The following is a 19,298-nucleotide window of genomic DNA, read 5'->3' on the forward strand; positions in this document are numbered from 1 at the left end:
GATAGTGAATGCTTCAGAAGACGATATTAGTAATTTTCATTGGGGAAAATATAAACTACATAAGTGTTCTGATACATTCATCTGATTTTATTAACTGTAGGTTGGCTCGAGATCCAATAAAACCGCAAGATCGTCTGAAATCAATCTTCAGACGATCTTTCCCTATAAGTGACCTTTACCTGCCAGATGCCCGCTCCGCCGTCACCGACAACCGCCTGAAAACCTACAACGGCACGACCTATTACTACGATGACCTCGGCAACCTGATCCACCGCGAACTCGCCGACGGCGAAATGCAGAACTATTTCTACGACCTGCACGACCAACTGGTTAAAGCCGAAATCTTCAAAAAAGACGGCACGAAAGAGACTTGGTCCTACACCTACGACGCCCTAGGCAGAAGGATAGGCAAAAGTCGTCTGAAAACCAGTCAGGAAGTTTCAGAAACGTCATTCCCGCATGATTTAAGCGGGAACGACCTCGAAAACCAAACCCGTTTCGTTTGGGACGGCAGCCATTTACTGCAAGAAATCCACCCGGACGGCAGATATACCTATATCTACGCCGATCAAGATTCCTACGAGCCTTTAGCACAAGTCCGCGATTGGGCAACCGAAGACGGCGAAAGCCGACAACAAATCCACTACTTCCACTGCGACCAAATCGGCATCCCGAGAGAAATGACCGATAAAGACGGCAACCTCTTATGGTTCGGCAATTACACCGGCTGGGGTCGTCTGAAAGAGGAAACCAAGGTAACGGATAGCGCATACCAACCCTTCCGCCTGCAAAACCAGTATGCCGACCGTGAGACGGGGCTGCATTACAACTTCTTCAGGTATTATGAGCCTGATGCGGGGCGGTTTGTGAATCAGGATCCAATTGGGTTGGAAGGTGGAGAAAATTTATACAAGTTTGCTCCTAATGCGCAAAATTGGGTAGATATTTTTGGTTTATGGAGTTTTGGCGATCCCTTGCCACAATGGCTTGTTGATGGTGCTGCTGGGTTTGGAGACAACATTTCAATGGGAATTACTAAAAAAGCTCGACAATTACTTGGTATAAGCGGCGGAGTCACAGAATCAACTGCTTATAAGACAGGCGATTGGCTAGGTGAAATACCTGGACTTATTAACCCCGCAAAAAAAGTTAACGCCGCATATAAAGGACTTAAACGTGCAAAACTTTGGAAGTGTGAGATGAAAAAAATTTCTCGTACAGCAAAACGGACAAGAGCGAAGCGAGTTACAAAGGCTAAAGCTAATTTAAGAAGTGTGTTATGGCAGGAAACCAAAGGATTTATAACTGAAAAAATTAAAAGTAAAATTGTTGAGAATATAGTGAATCAAATTTAAACCAGTACAGCGTTGCCTCGTCTTGCCGTAATATCTGTACTGTCTGCAGCTCGTCGCCTTGTCCTGATTTAAATTTATAGTGGATTAAAATCGCAATGATACGGCGTTGGCTCGCCTTGACGTACTACCTGTACGCCTTGCGGCTCGCCGCCTTGTCTCATTTTTATTTTAACCGACTATAGTTTGAATATGCAAAATAGGTAATTCTCATATGTATAATTTCTTTCTTAAAAATAAAGATTTGCTTTGTGTATTTTGTGTATTAATTTGGGATTTATATGATTTATATGATTGCTTATTCAATGGGAATTGTGGCTGGAAGAGAGATATGTATTTTCCTTCATTTGGATTAGGTAGAATAATGTATTCATTATTTAATTTAATTCTTATGGTGGCATTATGTACTTGGATATTTTTATTTTTTCAAAATACTATAAAAAATAGTAGCCATAGGTTGGGTAGGACCCTTAAAAAAAGAAAGCAAACCATAGCACGCGTGATTAAAGCTAAAAAATAACTGAACCTCTTTGAATCAAACAGTAGTCGGTTGGGTCGAGACCCAACAACAAGTCGTAGCCCGCATGAAACCTCAAATTCCGCCGTAGCTTGGGTACGGTAATCATGCTGTTTCTGCTTTTCAGACGACCTCGAGCCTTTTTCGAGGTCGTCTGAAATATTTTTTCTTTAACAATCTAAGCCAAAACCGCCTACGAATACGGCCAAGACGGCCTGCCGACCCGACGCACCAATGCCTTGGGCCATACCTTCGGCTACCATTATGACAAAGCCCGCCGCTTAGTCGGCCTCACCAATGAAAACGGTGCGCGCTACCGTTTTGCCTACGACGTCCTCGACCGCCTGATTGCCGAAAGCGGCTTCGACCATAAACTGACCGGCTACCGCTACAACGCCGGCAACGAACTGGTCGAGCAGCGCGAATTCGGCGACGACGCCTCCCTTGCCGCCAAACTGATGGCGCAACTGGGCGGACAGCCCGTCCCCAAAAAAGACGCATCCCCGCTTTCAGACGACCTCGACAGTCAAACCCCGCTGCGGATTACCGAGTTCAAACGCGATATATTGGGACGCTTAATCCACACCCTCGCCCGCGACAACGACAAGGTTCAGGAAACCGCTTACCAATACGACTTGGACGGCAACCTCGTCCGCGCCGCCAACCGCCACAGCATCACCTGCTTCGACTACAACGAAAACGGCCGACTCATCGCCCAACACCAATGGAAGGTGCCGTCCAAAGAAGAGAACGCCCGAAACGGCTTGCCCGAAACCGACTGGCGCGATGCGCAGTACGACATGCTGTACCTGCCCGTTACCGAAACCGTCCGCTACCACTACGACTTCAACGGCAACCGCACCGCCACCGTCCTGCCCGACGGCAGACAGATCAACTACCTGTATTACGGCAGCGGCCACCTGCACCAAATCAGCCTCGACGACGAAGTCATCACCGACAACCGCCTGAAAACCTACAACGGCACGACCTATTACTACGACGAGCTCGGCAACCTGATCCACCGCGAACTCGCCGATGGCGAGGTGCAGAACTATTTCTACGACCTGCACGACCAACTGGTTAAAGCCGAAATCTTCAAAAAAGACGGCACGAAAGAAACTTGGTCCTACACCTACGACGCCTTGGGCAGAAGGATAGGCAAAGGTCGTCTGAAAAACGAATAAGTTTCAGGTAGCCTCGAAGAGGAAACCCGCTTCGTTTGGGACGGCAGCCATCTGCTGCAGGAAATCCACTCGGACGGCAGATATACCTATATCTACACAGCCCCGGATTCCTACGAGCCGCTGGCGCAAGTCCGCGATTGGACAACCGCAGACGGCGAAAACTGCCAACAAACCCGCTACTTCCACTGCGACCAAATCGGTATCCCGCGTGAGATGACCGATAAAGACGGCAACCTCTTATGGTTCGGCAACTACACCGGCTGGGGTCGTCTGAAAGAGGAAATCAAGGTAACGGATAGTGCATACCAACCCTTCCGCCTGCAAAACCAGTACGCTGACCCCGAGACGGGACTACATTACAACTTCTTCAGGTATTATGAGTCTGATGCGGGGCGGTTTGTGAATCAGGATCCGATTGGGTTGTGGGGCGGAAGCAATTCGTACCAGTTTGCACCTAATACTCTAAAATGGACTGATACTTGGGGACTATTACCAAAATGTTCAGATGCAAAACGGGCTGAATGCGATAAGCAAGCTGAAATAGATGAGGCAACGTGTAGACAAATACCTGAAAAGGATAAAGCCCGAAGAAGTAGATGCTGGGCAAGTGTTCAAGAACGTTACGGGGCTTGTATATCAAATAGACCTATGCCTCCATTAGCCACATATAAAGAAAGTCATTGGAATGAATATATTGTTCCAATTTTAATTGGAACAGGAGTAGTTGCTTTTTGTGTTTTAGGAGGTGAGGGAGTATGTGCATTAAGCGCCATAGGCGGAACATTTGCGACACAATAAAAGGATGAAATTATGCATGGAATCATAGGATACAGAAAATTACATACAGAAAATGGGGAGTCTGTCGAAATTACCATATATCAACCTTTTTTTTCTGACGAATACAAAGCATATATTTGTCGATACAAAATAAGCAAGTATGATTATTTAGATGAGGGTAGAGTAATTGGTGAAGATATGTTACAAGCCATTTATTTAGCAATGATTAAACTTGGTGTTATTCTGTCTCACTCTGATTATTGGAAAAAAGAAAATTTATCTTGGAATGGAGATAAAAATCTTGGGTTTCCTTTACTTGACAATTTAAACTAGTCGTCGTCGTTCAGTAAGCGTAGGTTAGGTCTAGACCCAACAAAAACAGCAAGAGACCTTTGCAAAAATAGTCTGTTAACGAAATTTGACGCATAAAAATGCGCCAAAAAATTTCAATTGACTAAAACCTTCCTAATATTGAGCAAAAAGCAGGAAAAATCAGAAAGGTTTTGAATTTTGAAAATGAGATTGAGCATAAAATTTTAGTAACCTATGTTATTGCAAAGGTCTCAGCAAGGTCGTCTGAAATCAATTTTCAGACGACCTTGCCTACAATTCTTATCCCCAAAATACATGAAGAGGTATGGATGGAAAGTGGTCGGTCATCAGCAATGGTTTTCCGCAATGGATTAAGACAGCGAATTAAAATTAGTTACAAAGGAAATGTTTATGAAAAAAATAAATAATATTTTTATTGGACGGAATTTGTGTTTACCTAACAATTTTTTAATACCAAATTATGATACTTTTTTGTTCTTTGATTTTGGGCTTGGAATGGAGTCAGAGTTTCTTGAATATTTTTCTGACTTGTTAGATTTAGGTGGCTTTAATAAGCAAGTTAATGTTTTTGATTATGATTTTAATATTATTGTAGAGAACTGGACTCTTAAGCATGATAATTTATTAAAATATATAAAAAGAATAATAGGTTATGTGGACATTAATGATGACAATGGGATTATTATGGCAGATACTGATTTAAATTGGGTTGCGGTTCAAGATATACCTATTAATTGGGGTGTTTTTGCATTTCAAAGTTCAAAAAAAGAATCTATAAGGTTATTCCATATGATGGATCGAGATTGGTTCGTAGACATTGAAAGATTTAAGGCTATGGATAAATCATTAATAAGAGAGTTTGGAGAGGAGTTTATAAATGTCTTATTAAGCAATTACGGTAATATTCGTAGCAAGCCGTAGCCTGCGTAGGCTGCTTGTATCTGGTACGCAGTTTCTGCCTTTCAGACGACCTCAATCCTTTTTCGAGGTCGTCTGAACCATTTATTCTTTAACAATCTTAGCCCAAAGCGCCTACGAATACGGCCAAGACGGTCTGCCGACCCAACGCACCAATGCCTTGGGCCATACCTTCGGCTACCACTACGACAAAGCCCGCCGCTTAGTCGGCCTCACCAATGAAAACGGTGCGCGCTACCGCTTTGCCTACGACGTCCTCGACCGCCTGATTGCCGAAAGCGGCTTCGACCATAAACTGACCGGCTACCGCTACAACGCCGGCAACGAACTGGTCGAGCAGCGCGAATTCGGCGACGACGCCTCCCTTGCCGCCAAACTGATGGCGCAACTGGGCGGACAGCCCGTCCCCAAAAAAGACGCATCCCCGCTTTCAGACGACCTCGACAGTCAAACCCCGCTGCGGATTACCGAGTTCAAACGCGATATATTGGGACGACTGATCCATACCCTCGCCCGCGACGGCGGCGACCGAGTTCAGGAAACCGCTTACCAATACGACTTGGACGGCAACCTCGTCCGCGCCGCCAACCGCCACAGCATCACCTGCTTCGATTACAACGAAAACGGCCAACTCATCGCCCAGCACCAATGGAAGGTGCCGAGCAAAGAAGAGAACGCTCGAAACGGCCTGCCCGAAACCGACTGGCGCGATGCGCAGTACGATATACTGTACCTGCCCGTTACCGAAACCGTCCGCTACCACTACGACTTCAACGGCAACCGTACCGCCACCGTCCTGCCCGACGGCAGACAGATCAACTGCCTGTATTACGGCAGCGGCCACCTGCACCAAATCAGCCTCGACGACGAAGTCATCACCGACATCGAACGCGATCAGCTGCACCGCGAAATCTTCCGCACACAGGGTAAGCTCGCCAGCCGCTACGAACTCGATCCCCTAGGTCGTCTGAAAAGGCAAATCGCCACCCTCAATGATTTGACGGAAGGCGGTAAAGGCAAAACCAAAGTAGCGGCGGGCTATGGCCAAACCGCCGTCAAACGCAGCTACGGCTACGACCGTACCGGCAACCTGACCCACAGCACCGACCAGCGGACGGGCACGACCAAGTTCGAGTACGACAAACTGGGCAGGATTACCAAATGGAGATAAATTTGGTATTAGGCACTCGTCAAGACATGGTGAAACACTGGATTTCAATGTCAAAGGGCTTCCACGAGATTTTAAAATCCATCAAAAATGATATAACATTAGGAGATTTTTATTATGCATAATACTAGAGAACATATATATATTGATAAAAAGTTAAAAGCTAAAGGATACCGCGATTTAAACGATTATATTGATAAAAGGAGTAACGAAATATTAGATGATGAAGTTTGGCTATGGAGAACCAAGGCCGGAATACAAGATGATTTTCCTGAATTATCAAATTGCGAGATTATTGAAATATTAAAGGATGTAATGACTAACATCGTAAAAAAGGGAGGAGTTATTTGTGATTATTCCAATGGAAAAGCAACACATATAATAAAAAAATATGATGACTTATCCTCTCCATTACTAATATCGGATATTGTTAATTTCTTGCTTCTCAATCCTGACTATGGAAGTGATGGAAATGGTATTTGGTATGAATAACAAACCTTAAGTGAATTAAACCCCTAGTAAACCGTAGCCCATATGTAGGCTGCGTGTCCCAAGGCTCATACGCGGTTTCTTACTCCAAATTATTTATAAAGTGTAAAAAATATAAAGCGTAGCAAGATAATAGGAAACAGAAAAAAGGTTCTAGAAATTCTGATAGTTCTAAAAATGAGAAACATGGAGATGGTGTAGATCATTTAAAGCAGCTGAAAAACGGATTAAGGAATTACAAGAGCAGATTAAACCTAGAATGCCTAGAAGAGATAAGCTTAGTTGAGAGAAAAAAATAAGTAATATTAAGAAAACTGCGGAACAAAAAGCAAAAGGTGTAGAACATAGTAGAGGAGCAAAACGATGAAATTAAACCTATCCCCGTTTAAATCTGTAGGTCCATTTAAGTTTGGAGAAAATGTTGATAAATATATTTCTATCCTACAATTTTTTAAATATAGCTCACCGGATGAATTTGGAGTATGTGAGTATGAATCTCAAGATAGTAGTTTTTTTATTACTGTGAGAGAAAATAAAATTGATTCTATATTTTGCTATAAAGAACTATTTTATAAAGACACTAATTTAATTGGATTAACTATTGAGCAATTTAAAATAATTACTGAGAGTAATTTTATAGGTAAAATAGATGAATTGGATTTTGAAGATGATGGCATACCACAATTTGTTTATGAATTTGAAACAATAGGGTTGCAAGTTTGGGAGAAAAATAGCAGGATTGTTACTATTATAGCAAGTCCATATATAGAAGATGATTAGCCTGCGCAGATTATGTCAAGCCCCGACAAAACACATCAAGGTCGTCTGAAATTAATTTTTAGATGACCTCTCCTTATAATTTTCATCCAAAAAATATCGGAAGAGATGTCGATGGGAAAGTCGAACAGCCATCAGCAATGGTTTTCCACAATGGGGGTAAGACAGCGAATTAAATTTAAATTTACAAAATAGCAAGGAGTATTTTTATGAATTTAAGATTTACAATTACGATTTTTGGTAATAATTTTAATCCTAGTAAAATAGTTAATAAACTTGATACTTCTCTTAAAGTTACTAGCTATTTTGATACTGGAGAAAAAGATGACATTGGTAAAATAAATGATTATGGATGTCTGGAGTTAAACCACAAAAATGAATTTTCAAAAGAATATTGTGACAGTGAATATGAACAGGAATTCGTAGATTTTTTTAGAAAAAATTATCAATTATTAAGATTAAATAATGCTGATGATTTTAGAATTTTTATTGAAGCTTTCTATTCAGATCAATGTAATTTCGAAATTTTCAATAATGAATTATTGGCAGAGTTAACAAAATATAAAGTTAGCCTACCAATAAGTGTTTATTATTATGATAATGATTGATGCCATATTTTGTAACATATGTATTGAAACGCTTAGGTTTGGTCAATACCTAACAATCCAGAAAGGTCGTCTGAAAAAATCCAAATTCATCTTTCAGACGACCCTATCCCACAAGAGGAAATATTTATGAAAAAAATAAATGATATTTTTATTGGGCAGAATTTTTCTTTACCCAACAATTTTTTAATACCAAATTATGATACTTTTTTGTTCTTTGATTTTGTGCTTGGAATGGATTTAAAGTTTCTTGGGGAATTTTCTGACTTGTTAGATTTAGGTGGCTTTAATAAGCAAGTTAATGTTTTAGATTGTGATTTTAATATTATGTTGGAAAACTGGATTCTTGAACATGATAATTCACTAAAAAATATACAAAGAATAATAAGCTGTACGAATGATTATGGTGACGGTGGAGTTATTATGGCAGATACTGATTTAAATTGGGTTGCGGTTCAGGATATACCTATTAATTGGGGCGTTTTTGCATTTCGAAGCTCAAAGAAAGAATCTATAAGATTATTCCATATGATGGATCGAGATTGGTTTGTAGACATTGAAAGATTTAAGGCTATGGAAAAGGTATTAACAAGAGAGTTTGGAGAGGAGTTTATAAATATCTTATTAAGCAATTACGGTAATATTCGCAAGGATGGGTAACCACCAAGTAAGCGTAGATATTGTCGCTTGAGTTAATCTCAAAAGTTGCAAATATTGATTTAAGCTATAGGTTAGATCGAGTGCTCTCATCTTGATGGAAATTTGGCATGATAAATTTCCCTTTAGAGATTCGGAACATTGGAAAAAGGAGTTGTGCCGCTTTATGAATTTTTATAATACGGTAAAGCTACAGAAGAGTTTGCACCTTTTGAGGTCTTACAGGCTTATTTTTCTCAACCTGTTGTGTAAACAACGTTGTGTTTCCTTATAAAATAATATGTTGAAATTATTTATCTCATCATTTTTAAACCTATTATTTATTTTGTACTTAACCAGAGAACTGAAAGGACTTATTAGCTTCATTCTAAACATTTGTAATGGAAATATAAGCAATTATATTTTAGGAATAGTAGAGATTTTATTCTATTCCTTTTTAAGTTTAAGTATTATTTTTTTATCAAAATACTTAGCATCATTGATAGTAAAAAGTCAAACTATTCAATTATTATTATTCGTTATAATTTGCTTGTTTTTAGATATAATAGCGTGCTTATTTATATTTAGAATCTTCTTTATAACCTAATAGTGGCCGTAAATTGGGTCGAGACCCAATAAGCACCAAGGTCGTCTGAAATAAATTGCCTGACGACCTTTCCCCATGCCGCCTCCTACTTCAACTACAACGAAAACAATCAAATCACCCGTTATCACCGACACCGAACGAGATAAACTGCATCGCTAAATCTATCGTATTCAAGCTAAACTCGTCAGCCACTACGAACTTGATTCTTTAGGTTGAATTATCCCCCCCCTGAGCAAGGCAGCAAAGGTAACGGATATCACTTATCAACCCTTCCGCCTGCAAAACCAGTATGCCGACCGTGAATCAGGGCTATATTACAGCTTCTTCAGGTATTACGAACCTGATGCAGACCGGCTTGGGGTCAGTATCCGATTGGGTTATTTTGAGATATTAATTTTTATGCTTTTGTACCGGATACTACGAAATAGATAGATACATTAGATTGGTTTAGATATTATGGGAATTGATGTGGACCAGACTGGACAAAGATGGAAGAAAAATACTGTAAACTTCGAGAAAATAATGGATATTATGTCGAACCAATGGAAGTATTGGATATAGATTGTAGACAACATGATATTTGCTATGCTAAATGTAGGGAACAATTCTCATATTCAGAATTAGAAAAATATAACTGTATGGTAAGGTGCGATGACACTCTTATGAATACATCTAAAAATATCCAACATGATCCTAATTCTTCATCCTGATTTTTCTATAAAGCGTTGGGACCTGAACTTGCCAAAATCCACTATCTACTAATAAAACCATTAAAAAACACCTACAAACTGGTAATTTTATGAAAATCTTTAAATATTTTTTATTATATTTATTTATATATATAATATTATTCATAATAAATCCTTGGATTTTAGAATTAATTAATATTACCATAACGCTTCCATGGTCCATTATTGAAGAAGATATTATTACTTATTTTGGACTAAACCTGAATCCTACTGTTGATAATATCTTTTATCGAAGAATAATACACTTTACTTACGGATCAATTAGCCTTTTTATAAATATATTTATTTTATATAATTTTATCTGCAAATTCAAGAAAATTTTTAAAACACCCAAAGAAAATAAATGAAACAGGTGAATTATATCACATGAAAGATAATAGAAGATGATGAAAACAAAAAAATGGAATTGGATCCCTACAATTAAAATTAATGAACTGCATTTTGATAAAATTTATCCTGATTATAAGAAGATATTAGATGAGTTAAATGCAAATATTTTTTCAGAAAATGAAGATATTTATGACTCTTTTATTTTTGAAGAAAATGGAATTAACTCATTAATTTACTTTGAAAAAAATGGCCAATTTGCAGGAATGGAACTAAAGAATAATCTTTTTTACAAAGATATAAATTTAATTGGCAAGGATATTGAAGAAATAAAAAAAATTTTTGGTTATGATTCTTTAGTTTTAGATAAATATGATAGTGTAGATTGTGATGATATTAGAGCGATATTTTGGTTTGAAAATAACAAAGTCGAATCAGTTACAGTATATTAATAAATAATGAAAAATATAAATATAGGGTAATTAGTGGTCCGTATGTCCCCAATCCCGACGTAGAATGAGTGCTGTACGCGCAGATGCGTTTTCTGCTTTTCAGACGACCTCGAAGCTCAAACCTCACTAGGATTACCGAATTCAAACGCGATATATTGGAACGCTTAATCCACACCCTCGCCCGCGACGGCGGCGACAAAGTCCAGGAAACCGTTTACTGATACGACTTGAAGGCATAATCGTCCAAGCCGCCAGCCAACAGCCAAAGCATCACCTGATTCGACTACAACGAAAACGGCTGACTCATCGCCCAACACCAATGGAAGGTGCTGTTCAAAGAAGAGAACGCCTGAAACGGCCTGCCCAAAACCAATTGGTGCGATGAACAGTGACAACGAGGTCATCGCTGACATCGAACGCGATAATGGGCTCTTTCTTATAATGCTGCCCCTAAAAATAAAATGTTAAGGATGGGTTCTATGTGTAATGACGCTTATCATACTGATAATTTTTTACAAGCTAGTTATTTTCTTGAAAATGAAGATTATCAGAGAGCTTTTTATTTTTTGAAGAAAGGAGCTTTGGAAAAAGATGCTAATTGTTATAATAATTTAGCAGTTTTATATGATCTTGGATATGGGATTGAAAAAAATCCACTTTTGGCGCTTAAATGGTATAGAAAAAGTTGGCAATATGAAGGGAAAAGTGGTGGGGTATGTTCTAATATTGCATCACTTTATGCCGGTTTAGGTAATATAAGGCAGGCTAAATTTTGGTGGAATAAAGCAATATTAGAATTAAATGATGGAGATGCAGCTCTTGATTATGCAAAATTCTTAATTAATAGGGAAAACAAGAGGGATTATCATAAGATAATAGAATTACTTAAGTTTGCTATCAAGAGCGATTATATTACTGAAATCTCTAAGGAAGAAGCTGGTCAATTATTGAAAAATCTAGAAAGCACATAAACTTAGTAAACCATATAAAGATCAAACCATACAGTAAGGTCGTCTGAAATTAATTTCGGACGACCCTTTTCCAAATTAAGATTACAAGTTAAAGGAGACCTTAAATATAAATGCATTATGAATGGTTTCATTCCTCAAATAAAAAAGACCAATGTGAAAGGTGCTGACCATGGAAATATTTAAAAATTTCTTAATTTTATTGGTGTTATCAATTTCTATACTATCATGTAAACAATATCCGAAAAGAAATGAAAAAATAGCTGACTCCATATCAACGGGTAGTACTTATTGGATTTCGGATGAAGAAATTCATACTCTGGAAGAAAAAGCCTCTCATGGAGATAAAAATTCATCATTCAAATTATATCAATACCATATGTTTGTATCTCTAAATCAAAATTTAGAATTTAAATGGCTAGAGATAGCGGCAAAAAATGGACATCTTGGGCTAAAAAAGCATATGAAAATGGTGCTAAGCTACCGGATGAATTAAAAATCTTAATAAAATAACCTCAACCTTTTGAAACTAGAACACTGGGAGGATTCAATGATATAGTGGATTCACTTTAAACCATTACGGCGTTGCCTCGCCTTGCCGTACTATCTGTACTGTCTGCGGCTTCGTCGCCTTGTCCTGATTTAAATTTAATCCACTATAAATGCTGAAAATACTGCTAATGTTCAAATTTTTTGGAAGTTACGAGAAGACGGAGGTTGTCAGATGATTCCTCCCATTGGTCTCTTTTATCCCGTAAGTAAATTTGAAGATGGTGTTTTTCAAGAAAATTTTCCTAGAAGTATAGTTTTAGACATTTACGAGCATATACCAAATAAAAACATCAGTTATGCAAACGCTTGGTTCCTGATAAGAAAAAACGAAAAAATACCATTAGATACGAAATTTAAAATTTTTGATGGTCCAAGATGCATTGCAGATGTTATTTCGATTCCTTAAAACAGTAGTCGTGGATTAGGTCTTATAGTGGATTAAATTTAAATCAAGACAAGGCGACGAAGCCGCAGACAGTACAGATAGTACGGCAAGGCGAGGCAACGCCGTAATGGTTTAAAGTTAATCCACTATAAAAAACTGCACCTTGGTGGTTGGGGGATATCCAACCACCAAGGTGCAGTTCAGTTTTCAGACGACCTTTTATTTAGCTTCAGGCTTGTGATTTAAGCCACTTGGGTTTGATGCTCGTCGCCGTTGCGTTCGCGGATTTTGCCCAAACGGTAAACGGTTTCGCCTTGTTCGGTTAAGAATGCCTGCACCGCATCGGCATCTTCTTCGGCAATCACGACCACCATGCCGATGCCGCAATTGAAGGTGCGGTACATTTCTTGCGTTTCCACGTTGCCTGCCTGTTGCAGCCATTGGAACAGCTTGGGCAATTCCCACGCTTTGGCGTCGATTTGGGCAACGGTGTTTTCCGGCAGGATGCGCGGCACGTTTTCGGTAATGCCGCCGCCGGTAATGTGCGCCATGCCTTTGATGATGAATTTTTCCAAAGCGGCGAGGATGGGTTTCACATACAGGCGGGTCGTGGCGATGATGGTTTCGCGCAGGGTTTTGCCGTTGTCGAACTCGGCGTCCAAATCGGGATTGTCGCGGGCGATAATTTTGCGGACGAGGGAGTAGCCGTTGGAATGGGCGCCGTTGGAAGCCAGCCCCAACACGATGTCGCCTGCTTTGATGCTGCGGCCGTTGATGACGCGCTCTTTTTCGACCACGCCGACGGCGAAGCCCGCTAAGTCGTATTCGCCTTCTGGGTACATGCCGGGCATTTCGGCGGTTTCTCCGCCGATGAGGGCGCAGCCGGATTCTTCGCAGCCTTGGGCGATGCCTTTAATCACGTCGGTAGCGCGGGCGACGTCGAGTTTGCCGCAGGCGAAATAGTCGAGGAAAAACAAAGGCTCAGCACCTTGAACCAAAATATCGTTGACGCTCATGGCGACGAGGTCGATGCCGACGGTGTCGTGTTTGTCCCAATCGAAGGCGAGTTTGAGCTTGGTGCCCACGCCGTCGGTACCACTGACGAGGACGGGATTTTTGTATTTTTTGCTGATTTCGACCAATGCGCCGAAGCCGCCCAAATCACCCAACACTTCGGGACGCATGGTGCGTTTGGCAAAAGGTTTGATGTTTTCGACCAGTTGATCGCCTGCGTCAATGTCGACGCCTGCGTCGCGGTAGCTCAGTGAAGTGCTCATGAATGGGTTCCTTATCGTGATTGGGACGGAAAAACGATGGGGCGTATTTTACCTTATTTTGCAGGCGCGGGCTTGGATTTTTCGGTAATTTTGTAAACAATCTGAGGTTTCAGACGAGCCTGTTTATTCTGTTATACTGGACGGTCAGGGGTCGTCTGAAAACGATTGCGGCGGCTCCCGCTGAAACACACATGGAAAGGTTTTATGTATCAGAAAAAAACGCGCGGCATGAAGCCGTGGATCATTATGGGCTGCGTGATTGCGGCTTTTGTCTGGCTGCTGTACGCGCTGGGCGACATCCTGACGCCGTTTATTGTGGCGGCAGTGTTGGCTTATGTGTTGAATCCGCTGGTGGAATGGTTGCAGAAAAAACGGATTAAACGCGGTCCCGCGTCCATGATGGTGATGGTATTCGCTTTGCTGTTGCTGCTGTCGCTGATGCTGATTATCGTGCCTATGCTGATCAACCAGTTCAACAATATGGTTAGCCGCATTCCCCAAATCGTCGATTTTACGCAAAACAGGCTGCTGCCTTGGCTGAACCATGTGGCGGGCAATTATGTGCATATCGATCAGGCTTCGGTGGTCAAATGGTTGCAGTCGCATACGGGCGAATTGAGCAACACGCTCAAGGCTTGGGTCCCGACGCTGATGCGCCAGAGTGGCAACGTCATCAGCGGCATGAGCAACCTGATCCTGCTGCCGCTCTTGCTGTATTATTTCCTTTTGGACTGGAAACGCTGGTCTTACGGCATCAGCGCCTTAGTTCCGCGCCGCTTTATCGACACTTATACGCGCATTACCAGCAATATGGATGAAGTTTTGGGTGAATTCCTGCGCGGACAGTTGATGGTGATGCTGATTATGGGGCTGGTGTACGGGGTCGGGCTGATGCTGGTCGGACTGGATTCGGGCTTCGCCATCGGTATGATTGCCGGTATTTTGGTGTTTATCCCGTATTTGGGCGCATTTACCGGGCTTTTGCTGGCAACCATCGCCGCTTTGCTGCAATTTAGCACATGGCACGGTCTGGTTATGGTGTGGATAGTGTTCGGTATCGGACAATTCCTCGAGAGCTTTATCGTTACCCCGAAAATCGTCGGCGACCGCATCGGCCTGTCGCCATTCTGGGTGATTTTCTCGTTGATGGCGTTCGGACAACTCATGGGCTTTGTCGGCATGCTCGCCGGCCTGCCGCTTGCCGCAGTAACCTTAGTCCTGCTGCGCGAAGGTGTAAATGCTTATTTCCACAGCCGTTTTTACAAACACAAATAAAAGGGTAAAAGAGTCGTCTGAAAACGGATATGGGTTTTCAGACGACCTCCCAGCCTTTCTTCGACAGCCATGTTGAACAATTTTGCACTTTGGTTTATATCCGGTTTTCTGTCGATGTTGCTATGGGAAGTGCTTCCCGTAGACGACGGATACAGCTTTCCGGAAAAAATGAAGGTGTTAATCCTGTTTTCCATTTTCATGGCTGTTTTGCAAACCTTTTTCTTTCCGACACTCACTCCCTAAAATCACTTACACAAAGGACCATATGTTAGCCATCATCGGCGGCAGCAGCCTGACCAAGCTGCCCGAACTGAGCATCACCGACCGCAAAATCGTCCGCACCCCCTACGGACTGACCAGCAGCCCCGTCTTAAGCGGCAAACTGGGCAGTCAGGACATTTTCTTCCTTGCGCGACACGGCTTCGGCCATACCGTCGCGCCACACGAAATCAACTACCGCGCCAACATCTGGGCGTTGCATTCCATAGGTGCGGAATACATCGTCGCCGTTTCCTCCGTCATCAGCATCAACGACCGCTTTGAAAACGGCGCACTCGTCCTGCCCGACGACTTGATCGACTACACCTACGGCCGCAAGGACACCTTTTTTGAAGGACAGGAAGAACCGGTCGTACACACCGATTTTCTCGAACCCTACTCCGCCGGACTGCGCGAAAAAATTGCCGAACACGCGCAACAGCACCAAATGCCCTTATACACCCAAGCCGTTTACGGCTGCCTGCAAGGCCCGCGCTGGCCGACCCGCGCCGAAATCCAACGTTACCGCCGCGACGGTGTGGACGTATTGGGCATGACCGGAATGCCCGAAGCCTTCCTCGCCCGCGAACTGGGCATCCAATACGCCCACTTCTGCGGCATCACCGACATCCGCTGCCTCAGCGGCGGAGCGGAAGGAACGGAATGCGGCTTGGAAACCGAGCTCGCCATCGGCAAAATCCGCCGTTTGCTTGCGGGTTTGTAAAGGGTGAATGTTTCCCTCTTGATTCTTTAAACCATTCAAAAAGGTCGTCTGAAAATTTTCAGACGACCTCATTACTAAGATAGATACGGCAGAAACAATTTGGCATTCAAACCAACACTTCAGTCCTGCAACAAACTAATATAGTGGATTAACTTTAAACCAGTACGGCGTTGCCTCGCCTTAGCTCAAAGAGAACGATTCTCTAAGGTGCTGAAGCACCAAGTGAATCGGTTCCGTACTATCTGTATTGTTTGCGGCTTCGTCGCCTTGTCCTGATTTAAAGTTAATCCACTATAAAAATAAGACAAAACCGTTTGCAATCCGTCGATTCATGATTCCGGCTTATCCGCAGCCGGTTTTTTCTTACGCGAGCGGCGGCGTTTGCGATTCGGCTTGCCATCCGCGCCATCGCCTTGCCCGTGTTGCCGACGCTGTTGTGTGGCAAGCGTCATCTCCGCGCGGGCTTCCGCATCCGCATGCTGGAACTTAGTCCACCATTCGACCAAATCCCGCTCCACTTCGCCGACCTCTCCGCGCAACACAAGGAAATCGTAAGCCGCACGGAAACGCGCTTGCGCCAGCATTTTGTGCGGACGCGCGCCGCGTGTGTAGTCGAATTGCGGCTGAAGCTGCCAAATTTCCCGCATGGTCGCGGCAAAACGCTGCGGCACACCCCAGCCTTTTTCCACCGTCTCGCGCATGGTGTTCATCGCTTCGGATAAAGCATGCGCAGGTTTTTGACCGCGTTTGATGTTGTCCTGCCAATGACGGTTCAAAACCGGCCACAATACGGCGGCAAGGACAAAGCCCACCGACACGGATTTGTCTGCACGCAAACGTTCGTCCGTATTTTTCAAGGCGAGAGAGATAATGCGGTTTTCAGGTTTTGCAGCCGATTTGAGCGCAGTCAGAAGCGGATGGACGTCGTCTGAAACGCCTAGGGAATTCAATCGTTTCAGACATTCTCTGGCATAACCGGAAAACAGCAGCTTCATGATTTCGTCAAACAGGCGCGCTACGGGTTCGTGTTTCAGACGACCTGCCTGTTCCGGAATCGGTGCGGCGGTGTTTTCTTCCACGTCAAACCCAAGTTTGCCCGACAACCGCACTGCCCTCAGGATGCGGACAGGGTCTTCCTGATAACGTTCAGCCGCATTGCCGATCATCACCAGCTTGCGGTCGGCAATATCACCGACACCGTGGTGGAAATCGATGATTTCTTCTTTAATCGGGTCGTAATAAAGCGCGTTGCAGGTGAAATCACGGCGCATGGCATCTTCTTCCATACTGCCGTAAGTGTTGTCCTTCATAATCCTGCCGTGCGCGTTCTGCTGCACTTTGCCGCCGCCCCTAAAGGTTGTGACCTCTATGGTTTCCGGCCCGACCATGACGTGTACGATTTGAAAGCGTCTGCCGATGATGCGGCTTCTGCGGAAAATCTTATGAATCTGCTCCGGCGTCGCATCGGTGGCGATATCGAAGTCTTTAGGCTCGACGCCCAGCAACAGGTCGCGAACCGCCCCGCCGACAACATAAGCCTGAAAACCTTCGTCATGCAAACGGCGGACAACTTTTTCCGCCGCAAAACTCAACATATCCGCGCTGATATGGTGCCTGTCGAAAGGAAGGATTTCCTTCGCCACAGGCACTTGCTTCGGCTGCTTTCCGGGTAAAACTTTATGCAACCATTTTTTCAACATAAAACTCTTTCCAAAATAAAAAGAGGTCGTCTGAAACCGGCGGCGAAGCCTTTGCGCAATATTCTGCCTGGAATACGGGCAAAATATTATGCAAAGGCTTCAGACGACCTGCCGTACCGCATTAAAAAATAAGGCGGCATTATACCCGAAACACCATAAACCCTGAAAATATAGTGGATTAACTTTAAACCAGTACGGCGTTGCCTCGCCTTAGCTCAAAGAGAACAATTCTCTAAGGTGCTGAAGCACCAAGTGAATCGGTTCCGTACTATCTGTACTGTCTGCGGCTTCGTCGCCTTGTCCTGATTTAGTTAATCCACTATATAGTCGAATATCTAAAAACCGTAACGGCGTTATCAGTTATAATAAAAGACTGACACAAACCTGTACGGAACCGTATCATGTATCACTACAAATCCGAAGCCACCCAATTCCTCGACAAACTCATCGAAGACAATCCGCAGCTGGAAACACAACGCCTTGAAAACCGCCATCTGTTGTGGGATGTCGAGCTGGACCCCCAAGAACAGAAAGAATTCGAAGCCGCCAAAGTCGCCAAAAAACCTTATACCTACTACCAAGACTGACGGCCAAACGGCATGACCACCCAGACACACAATATCGACCCGGCGTTACAAGACTACCTCAACAGCATCGGCGAAAAAGAGCATCCCGTCCTGACCGCCCTGCGTTCGCGCACGCAATCCCACCGTTTAGGGAAAATGGCGATTGCCCGCGAACAGGCAGCCTTGCTGACTTGGCTCGCGCGCCTGCTCAAAGCCGAAAAATATCTGGAAATCGGCGTGTTTACCGGTTACAGCAGCACCGCAGTCGCCTTAGTCCTGCCCGAACATGGCAAAATTACCGCATGCGACATCAACGTCACCTTTACCGATATCGCCCGCGAAACCTGGCAGGCAGCGCAAGTCGCCCATAAAATCACCCTCCACCTCCAGCCCGCCCTGCTGACCCTGGACGACTTGATAAGCCAAGGCGAATCAGGCAGCTACGACTTGGCGCTGATCGATGCCGACAAACCGCCCACCCCGCAATATTTCGAACGCTGCCTGCAACTGATTCGCAGTGGCGGCGTTATCGCCATCGACAATGTCCTGCTGAACGGGCGCGTCATGGGTGAAGCAGAACACGATGCCCCGCCCAGCCTGAACATACTCCAGTCCTTCAACCGCAACCTACCCGACGATTCCCGCATCGTACCCATTACCCTGCCCGTCGGCGACGGTCTGACTTTGCTGCTTAAAAAATAA

General features: G+C 43.4%; 18 protein-coding genes and 3 pseudogenes. 19 read left to right on the forward strand and 2 right to left on the reverse strand.

Going from position 1 to position 19,298, the window contains the following annotated elements; all coding sequences use genetic code 11:
• Window positions 1-185: 185 nt before the first annotated feature.
• From H3L95_RS14195 to H3L95_RS05065, 15 genes and pseudogenes are all read left to right on the forward strand, one after another.
• A pseudogene (locus H3L95_RS14195) lies at window positions 186-953 on the forward strand (RHS repeat domain-containing protein); the annotation flags it as partial.
• A 1,260-nt stretch (window positions 954-2,213) separates the two neighbouring features.
• Window positions 2,214-3,548, forward strand: a pseudogene (locus tag H3L95_RS14045) (RHS repeat domain-containing protein); the annotation flags it as partial.
• A 315-nt stretch (window positions 3,549-3,863) separates the two neighbouring features.
• Entirely contained in the window at window positions 3,864-4,163 is a 300-nt protein-coding gene (locus tag H3L95_RS05010; protein WP_003761235.1) for a DUF6968 family protein, read from the forward strand.
• A 390-nt stretch (window positions 4,164-4,553) separates the two neighbouring features.
• Window positions 4,554-5,084 carry a hypothetical protein gene (locus tag H3L95_RS05015; RefSeq protein ID WP_040669028.1) on the forward strand — a complete coding sequence of 177 codons (531 nt, stop codon included), beginning with the start codon at window positions 4,554-4,556 and terminating at the stop codon, window positions 5,082-5,084.
• A 376-nt stretch (window positions 5,085-5,460) separates the two neighbouring features.
• Window positions 5,461-6,252 (forward strand): RHS repeat domain-containing protein, encoded by a 792-nt coding sequence (locus H3L95_RS05020; protein ID WP_445641291.1) that lies wholly within the window; start codon window positions 5,461-5,463, stop codon window positions 6,250-6,252.
• A gap of 114 nt (window positions 6,253-6,366) precedes the next feature.
• The gene (locus H3L95_RS05025; protein WP_003761246.1) at window positions 6,367-6,741 is read left to right on the forward strand and encodes a hypothetical protein; all 375 of its coding nucleotides are present in this window, start codon (window positions 6,367-6,369) and stop codon (window positions 6,739-6,741) included.
• A 360-nt stretch (window positions 6,742-7,101) separates the two neighbouring features.
• Window positions 7,102-7,518: a hypothetical protein gene (locus H3L95_RS05030; protein WP_003761248.1), complete on the forward strand. Its 417-nt coding sequence runs from the start codon at window positions 7,102-7,104 to the stop codon at window positions 7,516-7,518.
• Window positions 7,519-7,724: 206 nt separating this feature from the next.
• Window positions 7,725-8,123, forward strand: coding sequence for a hypothetical protein (locus H3L95_RS05035; protein WP_003761250.1), 399 nt, complete (start codon window positions 7,725-7,727; stop codon window positions 8,121-8,123).
• A gap of 126 nt (window positions 8,124-8,249) precedes the next feature.
• Window positions 8,250-8,780, forward strand: a complete 531-nt coding sequence (locus H3L95_RS05040) for a hypothetical protein (protein WP_003761253.1) — start codon at window positions 8,250-8,252, stop codon at window positions 8,778-8,780.
• A gap of 91 nt (window positions 8,781-8,871) precedes the next feature.
• Window positions 8,872-9,029, forward strand: a pseudogene (locus H3L95_RS14305) (IS481 family transposase); the annotation flags it as partial.
• 1,466 nt (window positions 9,030-10,495) lie between these two features.
• Entirely contained in the window at window positions 10,496-10,891 is a 396-nt protein-coding gene (locus tag H3L95_RS05045) for a hypothetical protein (protein ID WP_003761258.1), read from the forward strand.
• 83 nt (window positions 10,892-10,974) lie between these two features.
• A complete protein-coding gene (locus tag H3L95_RS13815) occupies window positions 10,975-11,112 on the forward strand; it encodes a hypothetical protein (RefSeq protein ID WP_259345832.1) in 138 nt (45 codons plus the stop codon).
• A gap of 258 nt (window positions 11,113-11,370) precedes the next feature.
• The gene (locus H3L95_RS05055; protein WP_182096224.1) at window positions 11,371-11,862 is read left to right on the forward strand and encodes a tetratricopeptide repeat protein; all 492 of its coding nucleotides are present in this window, start codon (window positions 11,371-11,373) and stop codon (window positions 11,860-11,862) included.
• Window positions 11,863-12,031: 169 nt separating this feature from the next.
• A complete protein-coding gene (locus H3L95_RS05060; RefSeq protein ID WP_003761267.1) occupies window positions 12,032-12,355 on the forward strand; it encodes a hypothetical protein in 324 nt (107 codons plus the stop codon).
• A 228-nt stretch (window positions 12,356-12,583) separates the two neighbouring features.
• Window positions 12,584-12,817 carry a hypothetical protein gene (locus H3L95_RS05065; RefSeq protein ID WP_182096225.1) on the forward strand — a complete coding sequence of 78 codons (234 nt, stop codon included), beginning with the start codon at window positions 12,584-12,586 and terminating at the stop codon, window positions 12,815-12,817.
• 221 nt (window positions 12,818-13,038) lie between these two features.
• Here the strand turns inward: H3L95_RS05065 and purM are convergent, their stop codons facing one another.
• Entirely contained in the window at window positions 13,039-14,073 is a 1,035-nt protein-coding gene (gene purM / locus H3L95_RS05070; RefSeq protein WP_003761271.1) for a phosphoribosylformylglycinamidine cyclo-ligase, read from the reverse strand.
• 204 nt (window positions 14,074-14,277) lie between these two features.
• Between purM and H3L95_RS05075 the strand changes: the two genes are divergently transcribed.
• Both H3L95_RS05075 and H3L95_RS05080 read left to right on the forward strand, forming a co-directional pair.
• Complete coding sequence (locus H3L95_RS05075; protein ID WP_003761272.1) at window positions 14,278-15,348, forward strand: AI-2E family transporter; 1,071 nt, start codon at window positions 14,278-14,280, stop codon at window positions 15,346-15,348.
• Window positions 15,349-15,613: 265 nt separating this feature from the next.
• Window positions 15,614-16,330, forward strand: coding sequence for an S-methyl-5'-thioinosine phosphorylase (locus tag H3L95_RS05080; protein WP_003778025.1), 717 nt, complete (start codon window positions 15,614-15,616; stop codon window positions 16,328-16,330).
• A gap of 329 nt (window positions 16,331-16,659) precedes the next feature.
• Here the strand turns inward: H3L95_RS05080 and H3L95_RS05085 are convergent, their stop codons facing one another.
• Entirely contained in the window at window positions 16,660-18,030 is a 1,371-nt protein-coding gene (locus H3L95_RS05085) for a polynucleotide adenylyltransferase PcnB (protein ID WP_003761285.1), read from the reverse strand.
• A 401-nt stretch (window positions 18,031-18,431) separates the two neighbouring features.
• Here H3L95_RS05085 and H3L95_RS05090 point away from each other — a divergent pair, with 401 nt between their 5' ends.
• Entirely contained in the window at window positions 18,432-18,617 is a 186-nt protein-coding gene (locus tag H3L95_RS05090; RefSeq protein ID WP_003761287.1) for a DUF3460 family protein, read from the forward strand.
• 12 nt (window positions 18,618-18,629) lie between these two features.
• On the forward strand, window positions 18,630-19,298 hold the full coding sequence (locus H3L95_RS05095; RefSeq protein ID WP_003761289.1) for a class I SAM-dependent methyltransferase: 669 nt from the start codon (window positions 18,630-18,632) through the stop codon (window positions 19,296-19,298).

The sequence above is a fragment of the Neisseria sicca genome (assembly GCF_014054945.1).
Classification (GTDB): Bacteria; Pseudomonadota; Gammaproteobacteria; order Burkholderiales; family Neisseriaceae; genus Neisseria; species Neisseria sicca.